This window comes from Actinoplanes sp. CA-015351, from assembly GCF_050955685.1.
In the GTDB taxonomy this organism is placed as follows: domain Bacteria; phylum Actinomycetota; class Actinomycetes; order Mycobacteriales; family Micromonosporaceae; genus Actinoplanes.
On sequence record NZ_CP192102.1, the window covers coordinates 5,172,825 to 5,199,207 of the forward strand.

Genomic DNA, 26,383 nt, shown 5'->3' on the forward strand with positions numbered 1-26,383 from the left:
CCAGGCGTTGTACGGGTGGTCACACGTGTCAGCATTCACAGCGACCCTCTTCGATCTTCGTTTCCTGAGGCCAGGTGCCGGATGAGGCGATCACGGCCGGTTACACCCGGTTGGCAAGGCGTCAATTGAAACGTCAAGCTGTACGTCGTGTTACCCGTGACTCACGCCATCCGCGACGTCGACCAGGCACATCAGGTGCTGAATCGCTACTTCTACACCATGGACGTCGACGTCCTCTCCCCCCGGCCAGGGTGGACCGCGTCCTTCGCGGTCGGCGGCGACGACGTGGTGACGGTCGGCGACCTGCACTTCGGCGTCGACGTGCGGATCCGGGCCGGTGAACTTGGCTCGTACCACGTCAACATGCCCCTGCACGGTGGGCTCGCCTTCCACCAGGGCAGTGCCGCTTCGCAGCTGGCCACTCCGGCCTGCGCCGGTGTCTACCAGCCCACCGGCGACACAGTGATCGACCGCTGGGAGGGCGACTGCCGGATCATCGCCGTGAAGATCGGGCGGGCCGAGCTGGAGAACCAGCTCGCCCGGATGCTCGACGCCCCGATCCGCGGGCCGATCGACCTGGCCCCGATGCTCGATCTGACCAACGGCGCCGGCGCCGCCTGGGCACGCCTGGCCCGGATGATCGCCGCCGACACCAGCGAGGCCGGACTCACCCGGCACCCGGTGATCGGCGCACGCCTGCGGGAAACCCTGGTGAGCGGGCTGCTGACGGCGAGCGGCCACCGTTACCGCGACGCCATGGAACGCCACCGGCCGGTCCTGGCCGCCCCGGGCGCGATCCGGCGGGTGGTCGAGGCGATGCGCGCGCAGCCGGGCCGCCCGTTCACGGTGGCCGACCTGGCGGTGATCGCCGGCGTCGGCGTGCGGTCCCTGCAGCAGAGCTTCCAGCGGTACGTCGGCATGCCGCCGATGACATACCTGCGTCAGCTCCGGCTGGGGCTGGTCCACGAGGAGTTGCGCCAGGCCCGCCCGGGCACGACGGTCGCCCAGGTCGCCTACCGCTACGGCTTCACCCACCCGAGCCGCTTCGCCGCCGCATACCGCGAACGGTACGGCGTCACCCCCTCCGACACCCTGCGTACGTAACACCACCAGCACCGTTGTCGCCGTCAACGAGAATGCCGTCACTGCCGCCGCCCGAACACCGCCGCCGCCGCACGAGCGGCCAAGCCAACGTCGCTGATTCGACGACGGTGTGCGGTTGCGCCGTCGAACCGGCCCGAAACTCACAAGATCAGAGCGCGGGCCGTCGTCGGCGCGGTGTCGCGGCCGTTCCACCAATTTCACGGCATGCGTCGCCCGCGACTCCCCCGGCGGCGCACCGGACGCTGCTGCCGGTTTCGTCCAGCACTGCCGGCGTCACCATCGCCGCGATCAACGATTGGCTATGGCTTCGATACACGCCCTAGGGCTCAGTGTGTTGAATTAGGGTGCAATCCGCACCCAATGTCCACACGCAGGCTACGAAACGGCCGGTCGTGTCGGCTTCAGGTTCGAATCGCACCCTAAATCCACACGCATCGAGGCCACGGCAGAGCCGCCCGACAGAGCCCGCCCGACAGAGCCCGCCCGACAGAGCCCGCCCGGCAGAGCGGCCGGACGCCGGGCAGAGCCGCCGGACGCCGCGTTGCTAGGAGCGGCGGCTTATTCAGCCAGCGACCGTCCGATTCGTCGGCGATGACGTCACGGTTGTTCAGCGGTGAGAGTGATGACGACCCGGGTTTGCTCCTGCGGATATTGGTCTCGGGACCTCACACCCGTTGCGGATGTGGCTACACCCGCAACGGGTGTCGGGGCTGCCAGCGACCATTGCCCGGCACGACGGCAGCCCCCGCGGCCATCCGCGATCTTCGCCGGTGGTCGCGGCTCGTGAGTGATCACGAGCAAGCGCCTACGTCAGCGGCGGCCTCGGCGGGCTCGGACGTAGTCGTCGATGACGTAGCGGCCCAGCTCGCCCGGCTCCGGGCTGAAGACGCGGCCGCCGTTGCGTTCGGCGACCTTGCCGACGAAGCGTTGCAGGCCCGGGTCCTCGCCGAGCATGAAGACGTTCAGGGTGGCGCCGTATCGGGTGAGCAGGTCGACCTCGCGGACCGTGGCCCGGACGGTCTCCGGCATTGGCGGCCACCAGAACAGCGCCTCGCCGTCGTCCTCCAGGTGCGCGGTGGGCTCGCCGTCGGTCACCACCAGCACCACCGGCTCGGCACCGGGGTGCCGGCGCAGGTGCCGGCCGGCCAGTTTGAGCGCGTGCTGCAGGTTGGTGCCCTTTTCCATCGTCGGCTCGATCGCGGCCAGTTCGCCCTGGCTGAGCGTCTGCGCGTACTTGCCGAAGCCGACGATCTGCAGGGCGTCCTGCGGGTATTTCGTGGCGACCAGGTGGGACAGGGCCAGGGCGGTCTGTTTCATCGGGCCCCAGCGGCCGTCGGCGTACATCGAGTAGGACAGGTCGACGCAGAGGGCCACCACGGCGGAGGCGCGCCGTTCGGTTTCGGCCACCTCGAAGTCGTCGGGCTCCAGGCGTACCGGAAGGGTCTGAAGGTCTCGGGAACCGGCCCGGCGGCGGACCGCGTTGCCGAGGGTCCGGACCACGTCGAGCGGCTGGTCGTCGCCGAACTCCCAGCGCCGGGAGGAGCCGATCAGGTCGCCGGCGGCTCCGGCGTCGCGCATGTCGTGCTCGCCGCGTTTGCCGCCGGTGATGTCCTTGAAAATCGCGGACAGCGCGGTATGGCCGAGCCGTCGCAGCGCTTTCGGGGAGAGGGTCAGTCCCTCGTCGTCGCGCTGCACCCAGCCCTGCCGGCGCAGCTCACGCTCCAGCTCCCGCAGCCGCCGCAGATCGTCGGCGGCGCCCCGGCCCAGTTGCCGTTCGACGGCTTCGACGTCCACGTCGTCGAGCGTCGCGCCAGGGTGTTCCTGGCCGAGCTGGTCGATCAGCTCGTCCAGGTCGGCGATCTCGCCCAGGGCGGACGCCGCGTCGCCATACCCCAGATCGTTCGGCCCTCGCATCTTCTCGCCGCGGCCCCAGTTGAGGCCGGGACGCAGCGACTTGAGGTTGTCGGTGAGCTCGGACAACTGGCCTTGCAGAGGCCCATCCCCGATGGCCTGGGCCATCAGGTTCTGCAGTTCTTCGCGCTGCTGCGGGCTGAGCGAGCGCATCAGGCGCTCGGCAGCGGCGGCCTGCCGGGCCAGCGAGTCGATCAGCTCGTCGACGTTGCGCGGGTTGTCCGGGAAGAACTGACCGTGCTTGTCCATGAAGTCCCGGAACTGGTCCTCGGTGTTCTCCCCGCGGGCGTGCCGGTCGAGCAGCCGGTTGAGGTCACCCACCATCTCGGAGATGTCCGAGAGATCACCCTGCTGCAACGCCTGCTTCATCCCGGCGAAGCGCTGCGACACGACCTCCTGCCGCAGCCCCTCGAGAATCTGCTGGTAGATCTGCCGCGCCTCGGACGACGCCCAGTCGTAGGAGGACAACTCCGAAACAGCCTGGGAGACCGACCGGGGCAGGTTGTCGAGCTGCGCCTCGGCGAACCGCGCGTCCATGTCGTCCCGGGCCGCAAGAGCGTCCCGCTCCGCGGCCAGGGCCTGGTCGAGCTGCTGCCGGGCCCGGGTGACAGCGCCGTCCAGGTTGCCCCGGCGCAGCGCGTCCCGGCGCAGCCGCTGCGCGCGGGCCCGCAGGTCGTCGAGACCCCGGCCGTCACGCGGGCCACGCCGGATCAGGTCGCGCAGGGCGTCCCGCAGGCTGTCACCCTCGAGAACCCGCTCGCCCATCTCGTCGACGGCGGCCCGCACGTCGTACGGCGGGGCGAGCGGGTCCGGCCCGTCCTGCCATTGGCCATATCGGAAGACGGACACGGTCAGCTCCCGTACAGGGTGCGGCCGTCGTCGGTCAGCTCCTTGGCCAGCCGCCGGGTCAGGTGCAGGCCCTCCAGGACGAACTCCACACCGGAGGCGGCCTGTCCCGGACTCGGCGCGTCGCCGAGACCGAGCCGGTCGAGCACCTTGGCCAGGCCCGGCACCGTGGTGATCTGCGCCAGCAGGTCCTCCGCGCTGACCAGGTCACCGGTCTGGATGATCGCGCCGTCGGCGACCAGGTCGGTGAAGCCGGACAGGTCGAGCCCGGCGAGCCGGTCCCGGAACGTCTCGGCCGTCGCGACCCGCAGCAGGTGCGCCAGGATCTCGGTCTCCCGGCCCTCCTCGCCGCTCTCGAACTCGACCTTGCCGCGCAGCGTGGACGTGACCGAGGTGGCGTCGCAGATGCGGGCCACCGCCTCCCGCTCGCCGCGCAGGCCGGCCCGGCGCAGCGCGGACGCCGCCACCGTCTCGGCGGCCGCGATCGCGAACCGGGCCGAGACGCCGGAACGGCTGTCCACCGACGGCGACTCGCGCACCGCGCGGGTGTACCGCCCCAGGACGTCGATGAGGTGCTCCGGAACGGACGCGACCAGGGACGCCTCCTGCCGGATCAGGGCGGTCTCCAGCTCCAGGCCGACCGGGTAGTGGGTGCGGATCTCCGCGCCGAACCGATCCTTGAGCGGGGTGATGATCCGGCCCCGGTTCGTGTAGTCCTCCGGGTTCGCGGACGCCACGAGCAGCAGGTCGAGCGGGAGCCGCAGCTGGTAGCCACGGACCTGGATGTCGCGTTCCTCCAGCACGTTGAGCAGCGACACCTGGATGCGCTCGGCGAGGTCGGGGAGTTCGTTAACCGCGAAGATGCCCCGGTTCGTCCGGGGCACCAGACCGAAGTGGATCGTCTCCGGGTCACCGAGGGCACGGCCCTCGGCCACCTTGATCGGGTCGACGTCGCCGACCAGGTCACCGACGCTGGTGTCCGGGGTGGCGAGCTTCTCGCCGTACCGCTCGGAGCGGTGCAGCCAGGACACCGGCAGCAGGTCGCCGGCCTCGGTGGCGAGCCTGCGGCTCGCCGGGGTGAGCGGAAGGTACGGATGTTCGTGCAGCTCCGAGCCGGTGATGAACGGGGTCCACTCGTCGAGCAGCCCGGTCAGCGACCGGATCAGGCGGGTCTTGCCCTGGCCGCGCTCGCCGAGCAGCACCATGTCGTGCCCGGCGAGCAGCGCCCGCTCCACCTCCGGCAGGACGGTGTCGTCGTAACCGACGATGCCGGGGAAACGCGGCTGCCCGGAACGCAGGCGATCGAGCAGATTGTCGCGCAACTCCTCTTTCACGGTGCGGAACTCGTGCCCGCTGGCACGCAGCTCGCCCAGGGTGCGCGGCAGGTCGGCGGGAGGAATGGGTGTGATCGCGGAAGGAGCCTCTGTCACCGCAAGAACGCTACTCCCCTCACCCCGACATGCCAGGACTGTGACGTGGGACGCATCCAGGGCCGCGAGATTGGCTCTCGCCCACCCGCACTGCCGCGGCGCACGCTGTGCGTCATGACAGACATCCAGCGGTACGTGGCATTCAGCTCGGATCCCAGCGGCGGCAACCCGGCCGGTGTGGTCCTCGACGCGGCGGGACTCGACGACGACCAGATGCAGAAGATCGCGGCCGAGGTCGGCTACTCGGAGACCGCCTTCGTGACCGGGCCGGCAGGTGCGGGCCTGCGGGTGCGGTACTTCAGCCCGCTCGCCGAAATCCCGTTCTGCGGGCACGCCACGGTCGCCACGGCGATCGCGCTCGGCCCGGGCTCGCATCTGTTCGTGACCAACGCGGGCGAGGTGCCGGTCGTCGTCGCGTCGTCGTCGGGCACTCTCGAAGCGACGCTGACCAGCGTGGACCCGCACGTGACCGGCATCGCGGCCGACGATCTGGCGGCTCTGCTCGCGGCGCTGCGGTGGGACGCCGCCGATCTGGACGAGCAGTTGCCGGCCCGGGTCGCGTACGCCGGGGCGTACCATCCGATCGTGGCCGTGACCAGCCGGAAGCGCCTCGCTGAGCTGAACTACGACGTGGCGGCGCTGAAAGCGCTGATGACCTCGCGCGGATGGACGACCATCCAGCTGGTGCACCGTGCGGCGGCGGACACCTTCGACGTGCGCAACCCGTTCCCGATCGGCGGCGTCTACGAGGATCCGGCGACCGGCGCGGCGGCAGCGGCATTCGGCGGTTACCTGCGCGCGCTTGGCCTGGTCCCGGCGGACGCGACCGTGCACCTGCGCCAGGGCGACGACATGGGCCGGCCGAGCCGTCTCACCGTCCGGCTGGCGCCGGACGTCACCGGTGTGCGGGTCAGCGGAACCGGTGTCCCGATCACGGAATAACCCGCGCGCGGGTGAGGCTGGACCTCTCATGACGGCAACCCTGTTCGACCCGCGCACCCTGCTCGCGGAGAGCCGGATCGGTGTCCTCGCCACGATCAAGGCGGACGGCCGGCCGCAGCTCTCCCCCGTGACGCCCTATTACGACACCGAGGCCGGGGTCATCCTGGTCTCGATGACCGAGGGACGCGCCAAGACTGTCAACCTGCGCCGCGACCCCCGCGCCACCATCGAGGTGACCAGTGCCGACGGCTGGTCCTGGGCCACCGCCGAGGGGATCGCCACCCTGACCGGGCCGGGCACCGAGCCGGACGGTCCCGAGGTGGAGGCGCTCGTCGACTACTACCGGCGGGCCGCCGGGGAGCATCCGGACTGGGCTGAGTACCGGTCGGTGATGGTCTCCGACCGGCGGGTCCTGATGACGATGACGGTTGACCACGTCTACGGAGCCGCACTGCGCTGACCTGTCAGGTCGGGGCGGAACTTAGGATGGCGTTCGATGAGCGCCACCATGATCGCCCGGGAACTCGCCGCAGGGCACGGCGACCGCACACTCTTCGCAGGGCTCGACCTCGTCGTCGCGCCCGGGGACGTGATCGGTCTGGTCGGGGTCAACGGGGCGGGCAAGACGACGCTTCTGCGTACCCTCGCGGGGTTGATCCCCACCGAGAGCGGAAGCGTCTCGCTCAGCCCGCCCACCGCCAATGTCGGATATCTCCCGCAGGAGCGGGAGCGCCGGGCCGGTGAGACCGTGCTGGCGTTCCTCGGCCGGCGCACCGGCGTCACCGCCGCGCTGGACGCGATGGAGACCGCCGCCGCTGACCTGGCCATTGAGGCGCCGGGTGCCGACGACCGGTACGCGGCCGCGCTGGAACGGTGGCTCGACCTCGGTGGGGCCGACCTGGACGAGCGCGCGGCCGCCCTGGACATGGACCTGGACACCGACGCGCTGATGACGTCGCTGTCCGGTGGCCAGGCGGCACGCGCCGGGCTGGCGTCGTTGCTGCTCAGCCGCTACGACATCTACCTGCTGGACGAGCCGACGAACGACCTCGACCTGGCGGGTCTTGCGCAGATCGAGGCGTTCGTCGACGGGCTGCGCGCCGGGGCCGTGGTGGTGAGTCACGACCGTGAGTTCCTGATCCGGACCGTCACCAAGGTCCTCGAGCTGGACCTCGCGCAGCAGCAGGTCAACCTGTTCGGCGGCGGGTACGAGTCGTACCTGTCCGAGCGCGAGCGGGCCCGGCGGCACGCGCGCGAGGAGTTCGAGGAGTACTCCGACAAGAAGGAGGATCTCCTCGAACGCGCGCGGATGCAGCGGGCCTGGATGGACAAGGGTGTGCGCAACGCCCGGCGCAAGGCTCCGGACAACGACAAGATCGCGAAGAGCCAGCGGGGCGAGAGCAGCGAGAAGCAGGCCGCGAAGGCCCGGCAGACCGAGAAGATGATCGAACGCCTCGACGTCGTCGAAGAGCCCCGCAAGGAGTGGGAACTCCGGATGGAGATCGCGGCGGCGCCCCGGGCCGGCGCGGTTGTGGGGACGCTGCGCGACGCCGTGGTGTCGCACGGGTCGTTCGTTCTCGGGCCGGTGACGCTGCAGATCGACTGGGCCGACCGGGTCGCGATCACCGGCGCGAACGGCGCCGGGAAGTCGACGCTGCTCGCAGCACTGCTGGGGCGGGTGCCGCTGGAGTCCGGCACCCAGCATCTCGGGCCGGGCGTGGTGGTCGGCGAGGTCGACCAGGCGCGGGGGTTGTTCCTGTCCGGGACGCCGCTGATGCGGGCGTTCGGCGAGGCGGTGCCGGCGTGGAGTGACGCTGACGTGCGGACGTTGCTCGCGAAGTTCGGGCTGCGGTCGGCTCATGTGATGCGGCCGGCCGGGACGTTGTCCCCTGGGGAGCGGACCCGGGCGGCGCTCGCGCTGTTGCAGGCTCGTGGGGTGAATCTGCTGGTGCTCGACGAGCCGACGAACCATTTGGACCTGCCGGCGATCGAGCAGCTGGAGTCGGCGCTGGAGAGTTATACGGGCACGTTGCTGCTGGTCACCCACGACAGGCGGATGTTGTCAGCGGTGTCGACGAACCGCCACCTCGAGGTGGCGGGCGGCAAGGTGACCGGCTGACGCTTCTGCCGGCTGTACGTCGCGGGGACCGTGGTGTACAGCCGGGGGCGGGCTTAACGCCACGGCTGCCGGCTGCACGGTGCGGCGACCGTGGCGTACAGCCGAGGACCGTGGCGTACAGCCGGGGGCGGGCTTAACGCCACGGCTGCCGGCTGCACGGTGCGGTGACCGTGGCGTTAAGCCGGGGACCGTGGTGTTCAGCCGAGGACCGGCTTAACGGTACGGTCCCCGGCTGCACGGCATGGCGACCCTGGTGTTCAGCCGGACGGGTCAGCAGGCGAGTTTGAAGCGCTCGTCGGGGCCGATCTTCTTGGCGTCGGAGCGGACCACGTCGGCGCGGCGGCCGCCACCGCCCACCGCGGTGAGGAAGTTGCCGCTCGGGGTACGGATCGCGGACCAGCCGTCGGCGGAGAGCGGAACCACGGACAGCTTCTCGTTGGCGCCCACGGTCTTGGCGTTCGAGCGGATCACGTCGGCTTTGCGGCCTCCGCCGCCGACGACGCTGATGTAGCTCTTGTTGGCGGTCCGCACGGCGAAGGTGCTCGCGCTCAGGGCGATCAGCTGGAAGCGCTCGGTGGCGCCGACCGTCGTGGCGTCGGTACGCACGGCGTTGGCGGCCTGTCCACCTCCGCCGACCGCCGTCACGTAGTGGCCGCTCCGGGTCTGGATGCTGCAGATCATGGACGCGGGCGGCGCAGCGTGCACGGAGATTCCCGCCCGGCCGGCGCCAGCCGCCGGGGACGCCGGGGAGGCCGGAGTGGCCGGGGAAACCGGAGTGGCCGGGGACGCCGGGGAGGCGGCGAGGGCAGCGGCGGCGGGTAGAGCCAGGCAGGCTGCTGCGGAGATGGCGGCGATGTACCGGATGCGAGACATCTGGGGGACCCCTTCGAGCGATATGCCGGATTTGTCGTGGAATCTTATGACTCGTCCGGTGTAAAAGGGTGGCTGGAACACGCCGCCGTGCCGGTTCTCTTCGGCCGCCGGCGAGCGCACTGCCCGAATGCGGCGGTACTCGCGCGGGGAACTGCCGGTCACCCGTTTGAAAGCGTTGCCCAGGGCGCTTTCCGAGCCGTACCCGATGGCACGGGCGATGGCCGCGACCGTTCCGTCGCCGCGCCGGAGCCTGGCGGCGGAGACCGCGGAGATCTGGGCCAGCTCGGGCAACGGTCCAGGCTCGCTCCGGGCGGGCGTGCAACGCGCGCAACGCCGGCCCCACCACCGGATCGGCCAGCCCGGCGAGCAGGCCGGCCCCACCACCGGATCGGCCAGCCCGGCGAGCAGGCCGGTCGCCCTGCCTGCCACGTTCAGCGGCTGGACCGGCCCGCTGCACGCGATCGTCGCCAACGCCGGGATCATGGCGCTGCCGGAGCTGACCCGCGCCCGCAACGGCTGGGAGATGCAGCTCGCCACCAACTTCCTCGGCCACTTCGCGCTGATCACCGGCCTGCTCGAGCACCTGACCGCGGACGCCCGGATCGTGATGGTCAGCTCCGGCGCGCAGCTCAATGCCGGTGTGGATTTCGACGACCCGCAAGTGGGGTGTGACCGCGAACGCGCTCGCACCCGGGCGCGTCCACACCAGTCTGCAGCGGCACCTCTCGGACGCGACGATGCAGGCCAGGGGCGCCATGGACGAGACCGGTGAGCTGATCCACCCGGACACCTTCAAGACTCCCGAGCAGGGCGCGACGGCGTCCGTGCCGCTCGCCGCGTCACCGCTGATCGAGGGGGTGACCGGGTGTTACTTCGACAAGGACGTGCAGCCGGCCGAGGTGGTGCCGGGCGGTGCGGCCTGAACGCGGGCGTCTCCGATTGGTCGGTCGACGCCGCGAACGCCGACCGGCTGGGGGACCTGGCTACCGGAGCCCTGCGGCCATCTCGATGAGGTGCCCGAGCACGGCGTCCCCGGCGGTCCGGAGGCCGTCATGCTCGTACTCATTCGTCACCCAAGTCCTGACATTTCCGACAAATGAGGCGGTTGCCAGCGACAACTCCGCGTCCACGTACATGTCGTCGGCATACACCGCCGCCAGCACCGGGACAGAATTGCCCGCGAGACGATCCAGGTCGAAGAGATCCGGCCAGTCCTCAGTGGCGGCGAGCAGATCAGCAGCACCGGCGAACGGCCGCAAAGAGGCGATCTCGGAGAACATCCAGGGGTACATCATCTCCCCGGTGAACAGCAGCGGATCCGCTTTCTCCGCAAATTCCGGATATTTCGTGATGAGGCGTGACGCGGCCCACCCGGAAGCCACTCCCTGCCGCCCGTAGCAGTACTCCTGCAAGGCGAACAACGGCGTGTCAACGAACCCCGTCAACCGCATGACCTCGTGCAGGAACGTGTCCGACAACCACGAACCGTGCCACGCCTCCTCGAAAAGCCAGTGCATCTGCGCGTACCCGTAACTCATCCCGAAAACATTTCCGAGAAGCCGCATCCGCCGTGCCGTGAGCCGATCCCCGTCCGGCAGCCGCACATCGGCCGCGTCCAGGTGATCGGCGACCGCGCGCACCCCGGCCACGTCCTCCGGAAACGCCCGGTAGAACTCGGCGTTCTTGGCGGCAACCCGCGGATAGGTCCGGGCATAAACGTCGTCGGCCGTGGCGGTCAGACCCGGCAGCCCACCTGTCACATAACAATTCCGCAGGCCCTGCGGCGCCATCGACAGATAGGTCATCGTCACGAAACCGCCGTAACTCTGCCCGAGCGTGTCCCATTTCGACCCGCCGGCCAGCCGTTCCCGCAGCATCTCCGCGTCCGCGACGATGCTGTCCGCGCGGAACAGGGTGAGAAACGCCGCGAGCCGGTCGGCCGGCATGTCCCGCACGGTCCGCGCGGTGATCGGCGTACTGCGCCCGGTCCCCCGCTGGTCCAGCAACAGGACCCGATGGGTACGCGTGGCGCGCGCCAGCCAGCTGTCCGACCGCAGCGGCCGCGGCGATTTCCCGCCCGGACCGCCCTGCAGGTAGAGCAGCCACGGCAGGTCGTCGCCCACCCGGTCGGCCGCCACCACCTCACGGGCGAAGATCTCGATACCGGCCACACCGGGTTTCCGGTGGTCGAGCGGCACGGTGACGGTGTGGTCGGTGAAACGAAGCCCCGGATGAGCGATCACCCACTCACCCTAGGCGCAGCGTCAGGAACCCGCGACCGTGAACGGAGCGCTGGCCGCCCCCTCGTTGGCCGACCGGTCCAGCGAGGTGAGGCAGTACGTCCCACCGGCGGCCGGCGGTTTCGGATCGGTCACCGCTGTCCCGGAGCGTCCGGTGGCGACAAGCGTGGCCTCCTTCTCCCCGGTCCGGTACAGCGCCCAGCTCACCCCGTCAGCGGCAGCCGCGAAGACGAGCTCACCGTTCGCGCCCCGGGTCGCCCCGGTGATCTGCGGCGCCGCGGGTGGCGCGGCCGGAAGGCGTGCCATCCGGGGCAGCAGCGCCGGCGACGCGTAGTGCTTGTCGCGGTAACGGGTCACCGAGCCCAGCCGGTTCGACCGGACCTTCTTGGCGCTGTAGTGCACCTGGCCCTGAACGCCGTACTTGTCGTTGAGGGCCATCTGCCTGTCGAGTTCGGCCGGATCGCTCCAGTCGCCTTTCTCGCCGACCCGGTAGTCGGCCATCCCGATGTAGAGCTGCACGCCGGTGCCCTTGACCGTCTTCGCCCACCAGGGCAGCACTTTCGCGTAATCGGCTTTGCCGATACCGATCGTCCAGTACAGCTGCGGCACGATGTAGTCGAGCCAGCCCTCGCGTACCCATTTACGGGTGTCGGCGTAGATGGCGTCGTAGCTCTCCAGGCCGCTGGTGTCCGAGCCCTCGCCGCCGTTGCGCCAGATGCCGAACGGGCTGATCCCGAATTTCACCCACGGTTTCAGCGCGGCGAGTCGTTCGTGCATCTCCCGGACGAGGGTGTTCACATTGTCACGCCGCCAGTCGGCCCGCGATTTCCCGCCGCCGTGTTTCGCGAACGAGGCGTTGTCCGGGAAGTCCTGGCCGGCTTCCGGATAGGGATAGAAGAAGTCGTCGAAATGGACGCCGTCGAGGTCGTACTTCTCGACCGCCTCCAGCATCGCGTCCTCGACGAAACGGCGGGCCTCGGGCACTCCGGGATCGAAGTACAGCCGGCCGTTCTTGCCGGTCGGGTACGAGATCCGCCACTCCGGGTGGGTGAGCAGCGGATGGTTCGGCGCGAGCTTCTTCAGATCGGTCCCGGCTCCACCGCCGGGCGCCGGCTGGGTTCCCCGGTACGGGTTGAACCAGCCGTGGAACTCCAGGTTCCGCGCGTGCGCCTCGTCGATCATGAACGCCATCGGGTCCCAGCCGGGATCGGTGCCGTCCAGCTTGCCGGTCAGCCAGTTCGACCAGGGCGCGTACGCCGACGGCCAGAACGCGTCACCGCTGGGCCGCACGTGCACGAAGATCGCGTTGTGGTTCTGCGCCTCGGCGAGGTCGAGCCACTTCAGGTACTCCGCCTTGACCTGCGCCTGGGACAGCCCCGGCTTCGACGGGAAGTCGATGTTGTAGACCGTGGTGAGCCACATGCCGCGCAGCTCACGGGCGGGCGCCCGGACCGGGACCACTCCGCACCGGCCGTCGTTCGCGGCGGCCGGCGCGGCCACCGCCGGCACCGCCGCACCGGTCACCGCCGCGCGTCCGAGCGGCTGGTAGAACGCTGCGCGGACCAGGCCGGCACCGAGGACAGCGACGCCGAACAGGACGACGGCGAGCAGCAGGACGAGACGAATCGGGGGGTTTCGTAACATCAGAGGACCGAACGATAGACCTCGAGGGTGTCCTCGGCGATCCGGGCCCAGCTGAAGTGCTCCACCGCGCGGCGGCGGCCGGCCTTGCCCATCGTGGCGGCGAGCGCGGGGTCACGCAGCACACGGGACAGGGTGGCGGACAGGTCGGCCACGAACTTCTCCGGGTTCACCGGCGTTCCCGTACCGTCCTGGACCTGCTCGATCGGCACCAGCAGGCCGGTCTCGCCGTCCTTGACCACCTCGGGGATGCCGCCGGTCGCGGTGGCGACCACCGCGGTCTCGCAGGCCATCGCCTCCAGGTTCACGATGCCCATCGGCTCGTAGATCGACGGGCAGACGAAGACCGTGGCGTGCGTGAGCACCTGGATGACGTCCTGTTTCGGCAGCATCTCCTGCACCCAGATGACGCCCTCCGGGTCGCGGGCCTCGCGCAGCTCGCGGGCCAGCGCCTCGACCTCGGCGGCGATCTCCGGGGTGTCCGGCGCACCGGCGAGCAGGATGATCTGCGCCTCGGCCGGAAGGTCGTGACAGGCCCGCATCAGGTACGGCAGCCCTTTCTGCCGGGTGATCCGGCCGACGAACACGACGCTGGGCCGGTTGCGGTCGATGCCGAGCCGGTCGACCACCTCGGTGCCCTGGTCCGGCGAGTACAGCTCGGTGTCGATCCCGTTGTAGACCACCTGGATCCGGTCGGGGTCCACCGACGGGTACGCCTGGAGCACGTCACGCCGCATCCCGCCGGAGACCGCGATGATCGCGTCGGCGTTTTCCACCGCGGTCCGCTCGCAGAACGAGGAGAGCGCGTAACCGCCGCCGAGCTGCTCGGCTTTCCACGGGCGCAGCGGTTCGAGGCTGTGCGTGGTCATCACGTGCGGGATGCCGTGCAGCAGTTTCGCCGTGTGGCCGGCGAAGTTCGCGTACCAGGTGTGGCTGTGCACGATGTCGGCGCCGGCTGCGCCGTGCGCCATCCTGAGATTGACCCCCATGGTGCGCAAGGCCGGGTTCGCGCCCGCCAGCTCGGCGATCTCCGGGTACGCCGTGACGCCCTCCTCGTCGCGCGGAGCACCGAAGCAGTGCACCCGCACGTCGGCGAGACGCCGCAGGTCACGGCTCAGGTACTCCAGATGCACCCCGGCGCCGCCGTAGACCTCCGGCGGGTATTCGCGGGTGATCAGGTCGGCGCGCAGTCGTGAGGTCACGGTTCGCAGGATAGCGGGCCGCCGACAGCTCAGCCCGGTCCCGGCCCCGGACGATGGAACTGACGTGAGCCGGCTGTGGTCCGTTTACCTGCTGATCGGTGCGCTGCTGGTGGTGGTCGCGGCCGCCACCCGGCAGCCGTGGGGCGAGGTGGTGCTGACCGGCGCGGAGATTTCCGCCGGTCTGGTGGTGATCGCCGCGATCCGCCGGCGCCGGCCGCCCGCCGCCGCCTCCTGGTGGCTGCTCGCCGCCGCGCTGCTCGCCTTCGCCGCCACCCACGTGACCGACCGGATCGGGTCCGGCCCGGTGGTCGATCTGGTCGCCGTGGCCGGCGCGTTCACGCTCTTCACCGCGTCGATGCTGGCCCGGGTCGGTCAGGTGAGCCGCCCCGGGCAGCACCGGGCGAACCTGGTCGACGGCCTGATCGTGGTGCTCTGCCTGCTGGCCGGCGTCTGGGCGTTCATCACCGGGCCGTTCCTGGCCGACCGGTGGGGAAACCTGCCGGCCCTGCTGACGTTCGTCCTGTTCACCCTGCTCGGCCTGGTGCGTACCGCGGCGGTCGCGGTGCTGCTGCTGGCCGGCGATCCCCGCGACCGGGTCAACCAGCTGCTGATGGCGAGCGTGGCGCTCCAGCTGGCCGGCGACACCGCGTACGCCAGCGGGCTGACCTCCGGGGATGGCACCGAGTCCTGGCAGCTGGCCTGCTGGGTGTTCGGCCATCTGATCGCGGCGAGTGCCGCGCTGCATCCGGGCATGGCCCGGATCGAGCCGGCGCGGGACACCCGGGTGATCTCGCGTACCCGGCTCTGGCTCTTCTCGGTGCTCTCCGCGCTCAACCCGCTGATGACCGGCCTGGCCGCCGCGCTGCGGCCGCACGAGGGTCCGCCGCCGCCCGGCGACCACGAGCTGAGCCTGCTGATGGCGCTCAACACGTTCCTGATCCCGCTGCTGCTCAGCGTCGCGGTGAGCGTCCTGCTGCTGTTGCGGATGGGTGGGCTCGGCAACCTGGCGCAGCGCCGCGCCGATGCCCTGGACGCGGCCCTGCGTGAGCAGGACGAGCTGCGCGCCGAGCTGGAGCACCGGGCCACCCACGACCCGCTCACCGGGCTCGGCAACCGGGCCGCGTTCACCGACGGCCTGGCCGCCGCGATGGCGACGCCGCTCGGCGGCCGGGGCTGGCTGATCCTGGTCGACCTGGACGGTTTCAAGGAGGTCAACGACACCTTCGGGCATCCGGTCGGCGATGAGCTGCTGGTGGCGCTCGGCGGCGAGTTCCGGGCCGCCGTGCCGTCCGGCGCGGTGGCGCGCCTCGGCGGCGACGAGTTCGCGGTCCTGATCCCGGGCGAGGCCGGCACGGCACAGCCCGCCCCCGCGGACGGCGATCTGATCGGCCGGGACGCTGTCGCGGCGGCGAGCGTCCTGCTCGACGTGGCCGGGCGCGAGCGCCTGCTCAGCGGCAACCGGGTACGCGTCTCGGCCAGCATCGGCCTGCTCGACCTGAACGACGCGGCCGGGCCCTCGGAGGCCCTTCGCGACGCCGACGTGGCGCTGTACGCGGCGAAGACCGCCGGCCGGGCCTGTTCGGCGATCTACAACCCGGCGGCAACCGGCGCCGCAACCCCGGCGAGATGAGATGTGAGCGTGCGCCTCCCGTCGATCACCCGCCTCGCGGCCTGGCAGTACACCCTGGTCGCAGGTCTTGCGGTGGTCTTCGCCGTGCAGCTGGTGGCGGGCAGTTCGGGCGGACCGGCCTGGCTCCTGGTGCAGGCCGCCGGGGTCGTGGTGACGGTGACGGCGGTGCTCCGGCGCGATGTGGGCGCGCCGCTCGGCTGGTGGCTCCTGGCCGCCGCGCAGATCGCCGCGATCGCGGTGAACGGCTGGTGGATGCTCCAGGGGGCGCTCGGCGCGCCGGCACCCGGCAACGCGCCGCTGGGCATGTCGCTGACCGTCGTCTGGGGGCTGTACGCGGCCGCCGGTTACGTGGTCACCCGCAAGCCCCGCCGGGGACGCTCGGCGACCGAGAGCGGCGCCGAGTTCGGCACCGTGGTGCTGTTCCTGGCGATGCTCGCCTGGTCGACGGTGATCGTGCCGTACCTCGACGCCCCCGGGTACCGCCAGGTCGACGACGCGATGGCGGCGTTCTACGCGGGGCTCGACATCGCGATCCTGATCGTCGTGCTGCGCGGGCTGAACTGCTCCCGCCTGGTCTCCGCGGCCGGCGTGACGCTGCTGGCGCCGCACCTGGTCTACGCGGCCGTCGGCGGGTCCGGCACCGGGCCGTTCCTGCCGGGCGGGTTCGGCTTCCTGGCGATCGGGGTGTGGAGCGTCCTGGTGAGCGCGGCCGTGCTGCATCCGAACGCCGGCTGGCAGGGCACCTGCCAGGTCACCGGCGACAAGCTGATCGGCCGGCCCCGGCTGATCGGCCTGGTCGCCATGGCGGTGGCCAGCCCGCTCCTGCCGGTGGCCGGCGGCTATCTGACCGGTTCCGGCAGCACCGCCGCGGTGATCGTCCCGGCGGCGATCACCGCGGTGCTCTGCGGGCTGCTGCTGGCCCGGATCGCGATCCTGCTCCGCCTCGGGGAGGGCCGCGCCGCCCAGCTGGCGGCCGCGCTCGCCGAACAGCAGGAGCTGCAGCAGCGGCTCGCGTACCGGGCCGGGCACGACGCGCTGACCGGGATCGCCAACCGGGACCTGCTGATGGAGCGGCTCACCGCCACGGCGGCCGGTGACCGGCCGTACGCGCTGCTGCTCTGCGGGCTGGACGGCTTCAAGGCGGTCAACGACACCTACGGCCACCCGGTCGGCGACACCGTACTGCGCCAGCTGGCCGGGCGGTTGTCGCGGTTCGCCCCGGAAGTGGACCTGGTGGCGCGGCTGGGCGGCGACGAGTTCGCTCTCCTCGCCGAGGACCCGGAGCGCACCGACGACCTGGCAGCGCGGGTTCTGGCCGCCGTGGCGGACGCACCTTTCGTCGCCGGCGAGCGGCGGATCCATCTGACGATGAGCGCGGGGGCCGCCATCGGCGTACCCACGTCGGGGCCGGCGGCGACGCTCGGCGATGGTGACCTGGCTCTTCGGGCTGCGAAGCAGGCCGGAGGCGCGCGGCTGAGCTGGTTCGACGACTCGCTGCGCGCCGAGCAGAGCGAACGCGCGAGGATCGCGGCGGGCCTGCGGCAGGCGCTCGCGGAGGGGACGCTGCTGATGCATTACCAGCCGGTGGTGGACACCGCCACCGGCCGCACGCTCGGGGTGGAGGCGCTGATGCGCTGGCGCCGCGACGGCGAGACGATCCCGCCCGGCGTGTTCATCCCGGTGGCCGAGCAGACCGGCCTGATCGTCGCACTCGGTATCCGGGCGCTGCGGCTGGCCTGCGCGCAAGCGGCCCGGTGGCACGCGGAGTACGGCCTGTACGTGACCGTCAACGTCTCCACCCATCAGCTGCGCGACCCCGGGTTCGCCGGTGACGTCCGGACGATCCTGGCCGAGACCGGTCTGCCGGCCCGGGCCCTGGTGCTGGAGATCACCGAATCGGTGCTCATCGACGCGACGGACACCGGTGTGCTGGACGCGCTGCGGGCCGGGGGCATCCGGATCGCGATCGACGACTTCGGTACGGGTTACTCGTCCCTCGCATATCTGCACCAACTGCCCGTCGACATCCTGAAGATCGACCAGTCGTTCATCAGCCGCCTGCAGGATCCGCCGCGGCCCCAGGACGTGAGTCTGACCAGGGCGATCCTGGAGCTGGCCGGCAGCCAGGACCTGATCGCCGTTGCCGAGGGCGTGGAGACCGCCGCGCAGGCCGTGCTGTTACGCGAACTGCACTGCCCGCTGTCACAGGGTTACCATTTCGGCCGCCCGATGGAGCCCGAGATGATCGAGGCCCGGATGCGGGAGGCGAATCCCGCGCCGGTACGCTGAATCGCAAGTCCACAGCAGCTGACGCAAGATATTTCGGACCGCCCTTTCGGGTGGCGAACGAGCGGCCGGAACATTAGCGTCCTTCCCATGGCTGTCAAGGTGCTTGCGATCGTTCTGGCTGGTGGAGAAGGCAAGCGCCTGATGCCCTTGACGGCTGACCGGGCCAAACCCGGCGTGCCATTCGGCGGCATCTATCGCATGATCGATTTCGTTCTGTCGAACCTCGCGAACGCGGGGTACCTCAAGATCGTCGTTCTGACGCAGTACAAATCCCACTCGCTCGACCGGCACATCTCCAAGACGTGGCGCATGTCCACGCTTCTCGGCAATTACGTCACCCCGGTGCCCGCGCAGCAGCGGCTCGGCCCGCGCTGGTTCGCCGGCTCGGCCGACGCGATCTACCAGAGCCTCAACCTGATCAACGACGAGGCTCCGGACTACGTGATCGTCTTCGGCGCCGACCACATCTACCGCATGGACCCGAAGCAGATGGTCAGCGACCACATCGCCTCGGGCGCCGCGGTGACCGTCGCCGGCATCCGGCAGCCACTCTCCCAGGCCGACCAGTTCGGCGTGATCGACGTGGCCGAGGACGGCAAGCGGATCAAGGCGTTCCGGGAGAAGCCGAAGGACGCGACCGGCCTGCCCGACTCCCCCGACGAGGTCTACGCCTCGATGGGCAACTACGTCTTCACCACCCGGGCGCTCTGCGAGGCGGTCTCCCGCGACGCGCAGGACCCGGACAGCAAGCACGACATGGGCGGCAACATCATCCCGATGCTGGTGGAGCGCGGCGAGGCCAACGTCTACGACTTCCGTGACAACGACGTGCCCGGCAGCACCGATCGGGACCGCGGTTACTGGCGCGACGTGGGCACGCTCGACTCGTTCTACGAGGCCCACATGGACCTCAACGCCACGCTGCCGATCTTCAACCTCTACAACCACGACTGGCCGATCTTCACGAACTACGGTTCGTGGCCCCCGGCGAAATTCGTGCACGGTTACGACGACCGCCAGGGCCGCGCCATCGACTCGATGATCTCGCCCGGTGTGGTGATCTCCGGCGCTCTGGTCGAGCGCTCGGTCATCTCACCGAACGTGCGGGTCAACTCGTGGGCGCACGTGGACGGCGCCGTGATCATGGAGGGCGTCTCGGTGGGCCGCCGCGCGGTGATCCGCAACGCGATCATCGACAAGAACGTGGTGATCCCCGAGGACGCGCAGATCGGCGTCGATCTGGAGAAGGACCGCAAGCTCTACACGGTCAGCGACAACGGCATCGTGGTGATCGGCAAGGGACAGCGGATCGAGCTCTAGTCACTCGTTCGCCGCATTTACGAAGTCCTCTGGATCTTCGTAATCTGAAGGCGTGTCGCACTCGGAGGACCCCACCACCGCCACGCGACACCTGTGCGCGGGCGCGTACCTCGACGAGGACTTCCGCGACGCCGCGCTGAATCAGGTCTACCGGCAGCCGCACCTGGCCGTGGCGCCGTCGTACGGGTTCACCCTCGGCCCGGTGCTCGGGCACTGCCTGCGGGCCCGGGCCGTCGCCCTGGCCCGCGACGGCGTGATCGTGGCCGCCCTGGCCGGCGCGGTGCTCGGCCGCGTACTGCCCTTGGTGCTGCTGGCCGTGGGCTGCTCGGTCGGCTGGACCTTCTGGTGCCGCGCCCAGCTGCGGAGCTTCCGGCCCGGCCGTGCGCCCACCTCCCCGGCCGACACGCCCCGGCTGCGAGAGATCGAGAGACTTCAGTACGGCAACACCGTCATCCACGGCTTCCACCCGTACGTCGGGGCCGGCGAGGTGATCGGCACCTGGGGTTTCGCGCAACGGCTGCTGCGCCCCGCCGACCCGGCCGGTCCGCCGCGCGCCGCGAGCGAACGCGAGTTCGCCCGGCCGCCGTTCGCCGCCGACGACCTCGTCACCCACCTCGGCCGGCACCTCGGCTCGCTGGTCGGCGGCCCGGGCGCCGTCCCCGGCCAGTCGATCGCCGGGCTCACCGTCACCGACCGGGTCTTCCTGGCCGGCACCGAGGCGCGGCGGCTGCGCCCGATGACATCACCGCACGAGATCGGCCGGATCATCAGGCATCCCGCCTCGCCGGCCCGGCACCAGCTCGCCTGCCAGGTCGTCTCCGGCGGCGGTGAGGTGATCACCACGGTCCACGTGCACGTGGCGGTGCAGGGGCGCTCGCTCTATCTGGAGGTCACCACGACGGCGCTGCTGCCGTGCGCTGACGCGTACCGGGTGGTGGACCGGGAGAAACCGCCGACCTGGTGGCAGACGCTCGGCGAGGGTGCGGCGCGGACACCGGGGGTCGTCCTGCGGGCGCCGGCCCGGCTGTTCCGGGCGCTGCCGGCCGGCCGCGTCCCGGCCGGCCTCGACGAACGTCTCACCCGCGGCTTCGATCACGGCGCCCGGGTCGGGGTACGCGAACTCGGCTCCATGCCTGCCGATCTGGACCGGCACCCGGACGTGCGCAAACATCAGCGCCTCATCGAGCAGCAGGCGGTGGCGGCGGTGCGCGACTTCCTCGACGCACGAGGATTGGACCTTGTTGATTTCGACCGCACCGTTTCCGGGGAACTCAACAAGATCGCGGCAGGTTGATGTCAGCCGCGGCGGGTTGATGTCAGCCGCGGCGGGTTGATGTCAGCCGCGGCCGCGCAGGGTGTGTGACGGGGAAACCCCGAACCGCTCGCGGTACGCGCCGGCGAACCGGCCCAGATGGGTGAAACCCCATCGGTACGCGATCTCGCTGACGCTGGACTGCCCCGGATCGGACCGGGACAGCTCGGCGTGCACCCCGTCGAGGCGCAGCCGCCGCAGGTAGGTGAGCGGCGGCATCCCGACGTGCTGCCGGAACGACTCCTGGAGCACCCGGACGCCGACACCGGCCACCGTCGCGAGGTCCCCGATCGTGTACGGCCGCCACGGCTCGGCGTGCATCACGTCGAGGGCCCGTTTCACCGTGCGGGGACGGTACGGGCCCTGCAGGCCGGCCGGCTCCTCGCCGTACGGGTGCTCGACGCTCAGCGCGAGCCCGCTGACCACCATGTCCCGCCACCGGGCCGCCATCCGGGGGCGGCTGGCCAGGGCGTCCGGGCCGCGCAGCTCGCTGAGCAGCAGCCGGACCAGCGCCGCCCAGGTCCGCCCCGGGCCGTCCACCAGGTCGAAACTGGCGCCGAGCGGGAGCGGCGAGACCACCCGCTGGTCGAGTGCCGCGTCCAGTTCCCGTTCCAGCGCGGACCGGTCCACCTTGACGCTGAGCAGCCGGCAGGTGCCCGGCCAGTCCAGCTCGATGTCGCCGGTCGGCCGGTAGACAGCGGCACGGGTCGGGTCGGCGTAGACCACCGTGCCCCGATGCCGCGACCGGAGCATCCCGGTCAGCGGCATCAGCACGTGGTACGACGTCTCCAGCGCACCGATCGACAGCCTGATGTCGGTGCCGTAACCGACCTCGCCGAGCGTGATCGGGCCGAGCAGCACCACGTCCGCGCTGAACAGGAACGTGGACGCGTCGCCGACCGGCTCGATCCGCAGCGGGCCGTAGTAGAGCTTGCGGCAGAACGCCCGCGCCTCGTCCACGTCGGTCGTGCGCAACCTGACGTGAACCGGGATGTCCGCCCCGGGCCCCGCGGGACCCCAGGGCCGGCCGCCTGCCATACCGTCCAGACTAGACCGGAACCGGCGTCCGCCCGGGGACGGCCGTCACCGGCCAGGTGTACTCGGCGACCGAGCCGCCGCGTACCTCGACCTCGGCGAGCGGCGTGTCACCCTGCTGCCAGATCAGGTAACGGCCCTGCGGAAGGGCGTCGATGACCACACAGAAGGTGACTCCGCCGCGGACGTAACGGGCCCGGACGGCGGCGTGCGTACGCCGATCCGGCTTGCCGGCCGGGCTCACCTCGATCTCGTGGCCGTGCAGGTGGCCCGGCGTCGAGATGATCAGCGCGCCGATGTCGCCACCGATGTTCAGCATCACGGTGCCCTGCCCGGAGGGGGCGAGGGTGTGGTGGTGATGCGGGTGACCGTGTGCGTGAGTCACGAGGGGTTTCCGAATCCGTCGAAGGGGGTGCCGAGGAACGGGAACTTCTTCAGCAGTCCGGCGCTGGCGTCCTTGATGCTCAGTCCCTGCTCGACCAGGGCTGCCGCGGCGTCCGGCTCGAAGTCGGCGTTCACCAGCGGCACCGTGACACCGGCGATGGCCCGCAGCGAGATCGAGACGACGTCGTCGGCGATCCGGCGGCCGTTCGGGAAACCGGCCAGATCACCGCCGACCACGCCGAACTTGTTCTCCTTGTCGGCCGGCGGGATGGCGGTGTTGAGCCGCAGCATGTCGGCCTGCAGCTTGCCGGTGTTGTTCTGGAAGCCGTCGATGATCCCGTCCGGGATGCCGGTCAGCAGGATCGCCAGCAGGTCGGCGCGCGGCTCCTTGGTCTTGTTCAGCGCGTCCAGCTTGTCGAACAGACCCGGGTAGAGCACCGGCAGCAGCGCGCCGAGCTCCGGGGTCGCGACGAACTCGGCGAAGCGCTTGTCCTCGCTCGGCGGCAGGCTGTTCCACTTGTCCTTCTCCGCCATCGGGACGATGACCTCGTTGAACAGCGGGTTGCCGAGCCGGGACACCTGGACCTGCGGGCCGACCACGACGTCGGCGCCCTCGGAGTCGCCGCGTACCTCGACCTGGCGGCGGCTGGCCGACGTCCACACGCCGATGACCGCGCCGGCGTCGCGTCCGCGTACCCGCTTCTTGCCGTCCCGGCGGACCATGTGCAGCGGGATCTGGACCGCGATGCTGTGCACGTTGGTCTTGTCGGTGGCGTTGACCGCCTTGCCGGCGTAGTTGAACAGGTTCTGGCCGACCAGGTGCTTGTCCTGGAACGGGCGCAGCGTGCCCAGGTCGAAGATCGAGCCCAGGTCGACGAAGAACGCGTCGGCGCGCTGGCCGGCGAAGACCTTCTCGCCGGACTTCAGCTTGTGCACCGCGTCCTCGGCCAGCTTCTCGTAATCGGGGATCGAGAGCGGTCCGACGTTGCAGGGCGGGCAGGGCAGGCTCTTCGCCAGGACCGTGCTCTTGCCGTGCGAGTCGACCTTGGTGACCGAGTAGAACTGCCGCCGGTTCCAGTTCTCGCTGTCGAGAGACTCGATCGGGCCGGTGTTGTACAGGAAGGTCCGGTCGTTGCGCAGCTCGGTACGGAAACGGAACTGGTACGTGACGTCCGGGCGGGCGTCCCCGTTCGCATCGATGTGGATCTCGTAGAGGACGTCGTCGCCGAACTCGAAGAAGTTCGGTCCGCTCGCCGGGAGCTGCAGCGGGACGTAGTTCGCGATCAGCGTCACCGTGTCGGGGTCGTCCGGGCTGACGAAGGCGTACAGGTCGGAGCTGTCGGCCACCGGGTCTTTGCTGATCTCCGGCGCTTCGCGGTGTGAAGACATGGTCGGGTACTCCTCTCTGCGTTAGCGGCCGGCTGCTTTGAGCAGCTGGGCGGCGAGCTTCTTGTCGGTGATGGTCAGCCGCTTCTCGCCGGAGAAGACGTCGAAGGTGCCCTTGTTCGCGTCGCGGAGGGATAGCACCAGTGGCTTACCCTTCTCCTTGTCGTCGCCGTTCTCTCCGGCGAGGCTCAGTCCGGCCACGGACACTGCCGAGACACCGACGCCGGTCGCGGCGAGGGCGAGGACCCGGCGGCGGGAGAGCCAGGGGCTCCTCGGGGCGCGGTAACGAACACGACTCATGCTGGGCCTTTCGTCGTCAATTCGGGGGGCCTGACGGGCGGTGCATTGTCGACGCCCGTCAGTACGAGATCCACACACCGGCGGTTCAACCGTTTTTGCGACGACGTGCTCGATTCAGTCCCGCACCGGCCGCGACCAGGGCAGCTGCTGTGAGCGCTCCCAAAATCAGCCAGTGACCGATATTCACCATGGTGGTGTCCGCGCTCGCCGGGGCCGCGCCGATCACGGCCGGTTCTTCCGACGGCGCTGCCTCCGCCGGAGTCGTCTCCTGCACCGGCGCCGGCGCCGCTGTGGTCTTCTTCACCACCGGCGGTGCTGTCGTCTTCTTCACGGCCGCCTTCTTCACGGCCGGCTCCGGGAACACCAGATCGGAACAGGAGTAGTAGGTGTCCGGCGTGCTGGACGTCTCCCAGACCACATAGAGGATCTGCCGCCCGGTCCGTTCCGGCAGCTTCACCCTCATCCGGTACGCGCCGCCGGTCAGCGGCGGGTCCTTGATGTCCGCGAGCGGCTCCGTCCCGAGGTCGTCCCACGTCAGTTTCTTCGCCGGGTCGTAACCCGCCCGGGTCAGGTAGATCCGGAAACTGCCCTCGTGCGGGATCGTCCCCCGATAGGAGACGGACAGCCGCTGACCGGATTCCACCTCGGTCGACGGGAAGTCCTCCCGGGCCAGGTCGAGGCCCTTGTACAGCGCGATCCCGCCGCTGCACAGCTCACCGTCCGGCACCCGCTCGCGGTCGTTGCCGTTCACGTTCGCGAGGCGCAGATTGTCGTACGCCCCCAATCGCCCACCGGTGGCCTTGCGCGCCGCGACGCAGGCCGCCGCGCTGGTCTTGCTGCCGTTGCCGCCGCAGGCGGCGGTCCGGCTGATCGGGGTGACCGGCGAGCCGTGCGCGAGCGCGGCGGCAGGCAGGGCAGGCACTGACGCGAGGGCGAGCAGCCCGGCGGCGGTGAGGAGGCGGACGTACACGAGGACTCTCCTGGGCAGACTCCAGCCGGGGATTCCCGGCCACCCGGGGGTACGTACTTCGGGCACCGCTCGTTCAGCCGGGGCAAAGCTGTGATTGCATGGCCGATGTCCGGTAAGAACTCAGGAGGATTCATGAACAAGCCTGACGTCGGCCCCATCCCCGACGCCCCCGCCAGCGAACTGCTGATCGAGGACATCGTCGAGGGCGAGGGCCAGGAGGCGAAGGCCGGCGATTTCGTCAGCGTCCACTACGTCGGCGTCGCCCAGTCCACCGGCAAGGAGTTCGACGCCTCCTACAACCGCGGCGAGGCCTTCGGCTTCCGGGTCGCCGGCCAGCAGGTCATCCAGGGCTGGGACGAGGGCGTGGCCGGCATGAAGGTCGGCGGCCGCCGCCGCCTCGTCATCCCGCCGCACCTGGGTTACGGAGAGCGCGGAGCGGCCGGCGCCATCAAGCCGAACGAGACCCTGGTCTTCGTGGTGGACCTGCTCGAAGTCCACTGACCCGCTGTCTCATCCTCGGGGCCCGGCCGGTTCGTCCGACCGGGCCTCGACGCTGTCTGACGAACGTTTTACGCTGGGGGTGTGGGGTACGAGTGGCTGACAGCGGCACTGGCTGCCCTGCGTGACGTCGAGACGTGGGAAGTGACCCAGGTTCTCTCCGCGAAACAGCGGCTTCCGCTGGCCGCGGAGAGCGCCGGAGTTCACTTCCTGACGATCAGCGGCCGGACCGAGACCGGCCGGGCTCTGGTCGTCGCGGTGCGACTTCTCGGCGGGCACCAGCAGCAGATCATCGGCGCCCGCGAGATGACACCGGACGAGTTGGCTCGGTTCGAGGCGTGGGAGGCATCATGACCAGGCAGTACACCGACGAACAGCTCAGCGCGGCGGCGGTCGCCTTCGCCGCCGGCACGGTCACCTACGACCCGGCGGCCCGGGTGAGCCTGCCCCCGGTTCCGGAGGCCGAGCCGATGGTGCCGCTCGGCGTGCGGGTGCCGCCGGCTCTCGCCCAGCGGGTGCGTGCCGCCGCCGATCAGGCCGGAGTGCCGTACTCGCAGCTGGTCCGCGAGTGGATCGAACTGGGCCTCACCGACATGGCCGGCGACCTCACTGTCTCCGTCGCGGTGCTGCGGCGGGCCATCGCGCACGCGGCCCAGAGCGGCCAGGCTGCGTAAAACCCGCAACAGGCTGCTTAAAACCAGAAAATCGCAACCCTGTGGGTCGACCATGAGCCCATGGCTGAAGAACACCACACCGAGCCGCCCCTGAAGGTGCACGGCGACAAGCTGGCCGAAGCCTTCATCCAGGCACATCTCGTCAACGCGCCGGCGCTGCCCGATCACCCGAGCGTCAAACTGCCGGACCGGCACCCGGCGGCACCCCAACCGGCCCACCATGCGGTGTGACCGCGATGTCGTCCTCCGGGGCGACCCGGGCCCCGGAGGACGACAG

The 26,383-nt window shown here is 70.4% G+C and carries 25 protein-coding genes and 1 pseudogene; 14 read left to right on the forward strand and 12 right to left on the reverse strand.

The genetic code is table 11. The features are described 5' to 3' along the window. The first annotated feature begins 147 nt into the window (after positions 1-147). Positions 148-1,104 (forward strand): AraC family transcriptional regulator, encoded by a 957-nt coding sequence (locus ACQP2E_RS23765; RefSeq protein WP_433825145.1) that lies wholly within the window; start codon positions 148-150, stop codon positions 1,102-1,104. Positions 1,105-1,914: 810 nt separating this feature from the next. On the opposite strand, the gene ACQP2E_RS23770 is transcribed toward ACQP2E_RS23765, so the two are convergent. Together ACQP2E_RS23770 and ACQP2E_RS23775 are read right to left on the reverse strand one after the other, a co-directional pair. After that, a complete protein-coding gene (locus ACQP2E_RS23770) occupies positions 1,915-3,864 on the reverse strand; it encodes a vWA domain-containing protein (protein ID WP_433825146.1) in 1,950 nt (649 codons plus the stop codon). A gap of 2 nt (positions 3,865-3,866) precedes the next feature. After that, positions 3,867-5,291: a sigma 54-interacting transcriptional regulator gene (locus tag ACQP2E_RS23775; RefSeq protein WP_433825147.1), complete on the reverse strand. Its 1,425-nt coding sequence runs from the start codon at positions 5,289-5,291 to the stop codon at positions 3,867-3,869. A 114-nt stretch (positions 5,292-5,405) separates the two neighbouring features. Here ACQP2E_RS23775 and ACQP2E_RS23780 point away from each other — a divergent pair, with 114 nt between their 5' ends. Genes ACQP2E_RS23780 through ACQP2E_RS23790 form a run of 3 tightly spaced genes read left to right on the forward strand, consistent with a single transcriptional unit; the run spans position 5,406 to position 8,352 of the window. After that, a complete protein-coding gene (locus tag ACQP2E_RS23780; RefSeq protein ID WP_433825148.1) occupies positions 5,406-6,233 on the forward strand; it encodes a PhzF family phenazine biosynthesis protein in 828 nt (275 codons plus the stop codon). Between the two features lie 28 nt (positions 6,234-6,261). Then, positions 6,262-6,693 (forward strand): PPOX class F420-dependent oxidoreductase, encoded by a 432-nt coding sequence (locus ACQP2E_RS23785; RefSeq protein WP_433825149.1) that lies wholly within the window; start codon positions 6,262-6,264, stop codon positions 6,691-6,693. Positions 6,694-6,729: 36 nt separating this feature from the next. After that, complete coding sequence (locus ACQP2E_RS23790) at positions 6,730-8,352, forward strand: ABC-F family ATP-binding cassette domain-containing protein (RefSeq protein ID WP_433825150.1); 1,623 nt, start codon at positions 6,730-6,732, stop codon at positions 8,350-8,352. Positions 8,353-8,622: 270 nt separating this feature from the next. On the opposite strand, the gene ACQP2E_RS23795 is transcribed toward ACQP2E_RS23790, so the two are convergent. Both ACQP2E_RS23795 and ACQP2E_RS23800 read right to left on the reverse strand, forming a co-directional pair. Next, positions 8,623-9,225 (reverse strand): fascin domain-containing protein, encoded by a 603-nt coding sequence (locus ACQP2E_RS23795; RefSeq protein WP_433834284.1) that lies wholly within the window; start codon positions 9,223-9,225, stop codon positions 8,623-8,625. Positions 9,226-9,357: 132 nt separating this feature from the next. Then, positions 9,358-9,601, reverse strand: a pseudogene (locus ACQP2E_RS23800) (helix-turn-helix domain-containing protein); the annotation flags it as partial. 105 nt (positions 9,602-9,706) lie between these two features. Between ACQP2E_RS23800 and ACQP2E_RS23805 the strand changes: the two are divergent. Beyond that, a complete protein-coding gene (locus ACQP2E_RS23805) occupies positions 9,707-9,997 on the forward strand; it encodes a hypothetical protein (protein ID WP_433825151.1) in 291 nt (96 codons plus the stop codon). Next, positions 9,981-10,148: a hypothetical protein gene (locus tag ACQP2E_RS23810; RefSeq protein WP_433825152.1), complete on the forward strand. Its 168-nt coding sequence runs from the start codon at positions 9,981-9,983 to the stop codon at positions 10,146-10,148. The genes ACQP2E_RS23805 and ACQP2E_RS23810 overlap by 17 nt, the downstream gene beginning before the upstream one ends. Positions 10,149-10,208: 60 nt before the next feature. On the opposite strand, the gene ACQP2E_RS23815 is transcribed toward ACQP2E_RS23810, so the two are convergent. From ACQP2E_RS23815 to glgA, 3 genes are read right to left on the reverse strand one after another with little or no spacing between them, the layout of a single operon-like run. Next, positions 10,209-11,468, reverse strand: coding sequence for an alpha/beta fold hydrolase (locus ACQP2E_RS23815; RefSeq protein WP_433825153.1), 1,260 nt, complete (start codon positions 11,466-11,468; stop codon positions 10,209-10,211). Between the two features lie 21 nt (positions 11,469-11,489). After that, positions 11,490-13,109, reverse strand: a complete 1,620-nt coding sequence (locus ACQP2E_RS23820; RefSeq protein ID WP_433825154.1) for a glycoside hydrolase family 10 protein — start codon at positions 13,107-13,109, stop codon at positions 11,490-11,492. Continuing rightward, the gene (gene glgA / locus ACQP2E_RS23825) at positions 13,109-14,308 is read right to left on the reverse strand and encodes a glycogen synthase (protein ID WP_433825155.1); all 1,200 of its coding nucleotides are present in this window, start codon (positions 14,306-14,308) and stop codon (positions 13,109-13,111) included. Before glgA ends, ACQP2E_RS23820 begins: the two co-directional genes overlap by 1 nt. Positions 14,309-14,372: 64 nt before the next feature. Between glgA and ACQP2E_RS23830 the strand changes: the two genes are divergently transcribed. From ACQP2E_RS23830 to ACQP2E_RS23845, 4 genes are all read left to right on the forward strand, one after another. Continuing rightward, complete coding sequence (locus tag ACQP2E_RS23830; protein ID WP_433825156.1) at positions 14,373-15,938, forward strand: diguanylate cyclase domain-containing protein; 1,566 nt, start codon at positions 14,373-14,375, stop codon at positions 15,936-15,938. 3 nt (positions 15,939-15,941) lie between these two features. Continuing rightward, positions 15,942-18,227, forward strand: coding sequence for a putative bifunctional diguanylate cyclase/phosphodiesterase (locus ACQP2E_RS23835; RefSeq protein WP_433825157.1), 2,286 nt, complete (start codon positions 15,942-15,944; stop codon positions 18,225-18,227). An 87-nt stretch (positions 18,228-18,314) separates the two neighbouring features. Next, positions 18,315-19,547 carry a glucose-1-phosphate adenylyltransferase gene (gene glgC / locus ACQP2E_RS23840; protein WP_433825158.1) on the forward strand — a complete coding sequence of 411 codons (1,233 nt, stop codon included), beginning with the start codon at positions 18,315-18,317 and terminating at the stop codon, positions 19,545-19,547. A 52-nt stretch (positions 19,548-19,599) separates the two neighbouring features. Then, entirely contained in the window at positions 19,600-20,841 is a 1,242-nt protein-coding gene (locus tag ACQP2E_RS23845) for a hypothetical protein (protein WP_433825159.1), read from the forward strand. 42 nt (positions 20,842-20,883) lie between these two features. On the opposite strand, the gene ACQP2E_RS23850 is transcribed toward ACQP2E_RS23845, so the two are convergent. The 5 genes from ACQP2E_RS23850 to ACQP2E_RS23870 all read right to left on the reverse strand — a co-directional run bounded on the left by ACQP2E_RS23850 (position 20,884) and on the right by ACQP2E_RS23870 (position 24,934). Continuing rightward, entirely contained in the window at positions 20,884-21,897 is a 1,014-nt protein-coding gene (locus ACQP2E_RS23850; protein ID WP_433825160.1) for an AraC family transcriptional regulator, read from the reverse strand. 10 nt (positions 21,898-21,907) lie between these two features. Further along, a complete protein-coding gene (locus ACQP2E_RS23855) occupies positions 21,908-22,279 on the reverse strand; it encodes a phospholipase (RefSeq protein ID WP_433825161.1) in 372 nt (123 codons plus the stop codon). After that, the gene (locus tag ACQP2E_RS23860; RefSeq protein ID WP_433825162.1) at positions 22,276-23,667 is read right to left on the reverse strand and encodes a DUF4331 domain-containing protein; all 1,392 of its coding nucleotides are present in this window, start codon (positions 23,665-23,667) and stop codon (positions 22,276-22,278) included. The genes ACQP2E_RS23855 and ACQP2E_RS23860 overlap by 4 nt, the downstream gene beginning before the upstream one ends. Before the next feature lie 21 nt (positions 23,668-23,688). Further along, a complete protein-coding gene (locus ACQP2E_RS23865; protein ID WP_433825163.1) occupies positions 23,689-23,964 on the reverse strand; it encodes a hypothetical protein in 276 nt (91 codons plus the stop codon). 85 nt (positions 23,965-24,049) lie between these two features. Next, on the reverse strand, positions 24,050-24,934 hold the full coding sequence (locus ACQP2E_RS23870) for a lytic polysaccharide monooxygenase (RefSeq protein ID WP_433825164.1): 885 nt from the start codon (positions 24,932-24,934) through the stop codon (positions 24,050-24,052). A gap of 132 nt (positions 24,935-25,066) precedes the next feature. Here ACQP2E_RS23870 and ACQP2E_RS23875 point away from each other — a divergent pair, with 132 nt between their 5' ends. From ACQP2E_RS23875 to ACQP2E_RS23890, 4 genes are all read left to right on the forward strand, one after another. Continuing rightward, positions 25,067-25,435, forward strand: coding sequence for an FKBP-type peptidyl-prolyl cis-trans isomerase (locus ACQP2E_RS23875; RefSeq protein ID WP_433825165.1), 369 nt, complete (start codon positions 25,067-25,069; stop codon positions 25,433-25,435). Between the two features lie 81 nt (positions 25,436-25,516). After that, entirely contained in the window at positions 25,517-25,786 is a 270-nt protein-coding gene (locus ACQP2E_RS23880; protein ID WP_111653062.1) for a hypothetical protein, read from the forward strand. Continuing rightward, complete coding sequence (locus tag ACQP2E_RS23885; protein ID WP_111653130.1) at positions 25,783-26,106, forward strand: hypothetical protein; 324 nt, start codon at positions 25,783-25,785, stop codon at positions 26,104-26,106. Before ACQP2E_RS23880 ends, ACQP2E_RS23885 begins: the two co-directional genes overlap by 4 nt. 60 nt (positions 26,107-26,166) lie before the next feature. Next, on the forward strand, positions 26,167-26,337 hold the full coding sequence (locus ACQP2E_RS23890) for a hypothetical protein (protein WP_433825166.1): 171 nt from the start codon (positions 26,167-26,169) through the stop codon (positions 26,335-26,337). Positions 26,338-26,383 lie beyond the last annotated feature (46 nt).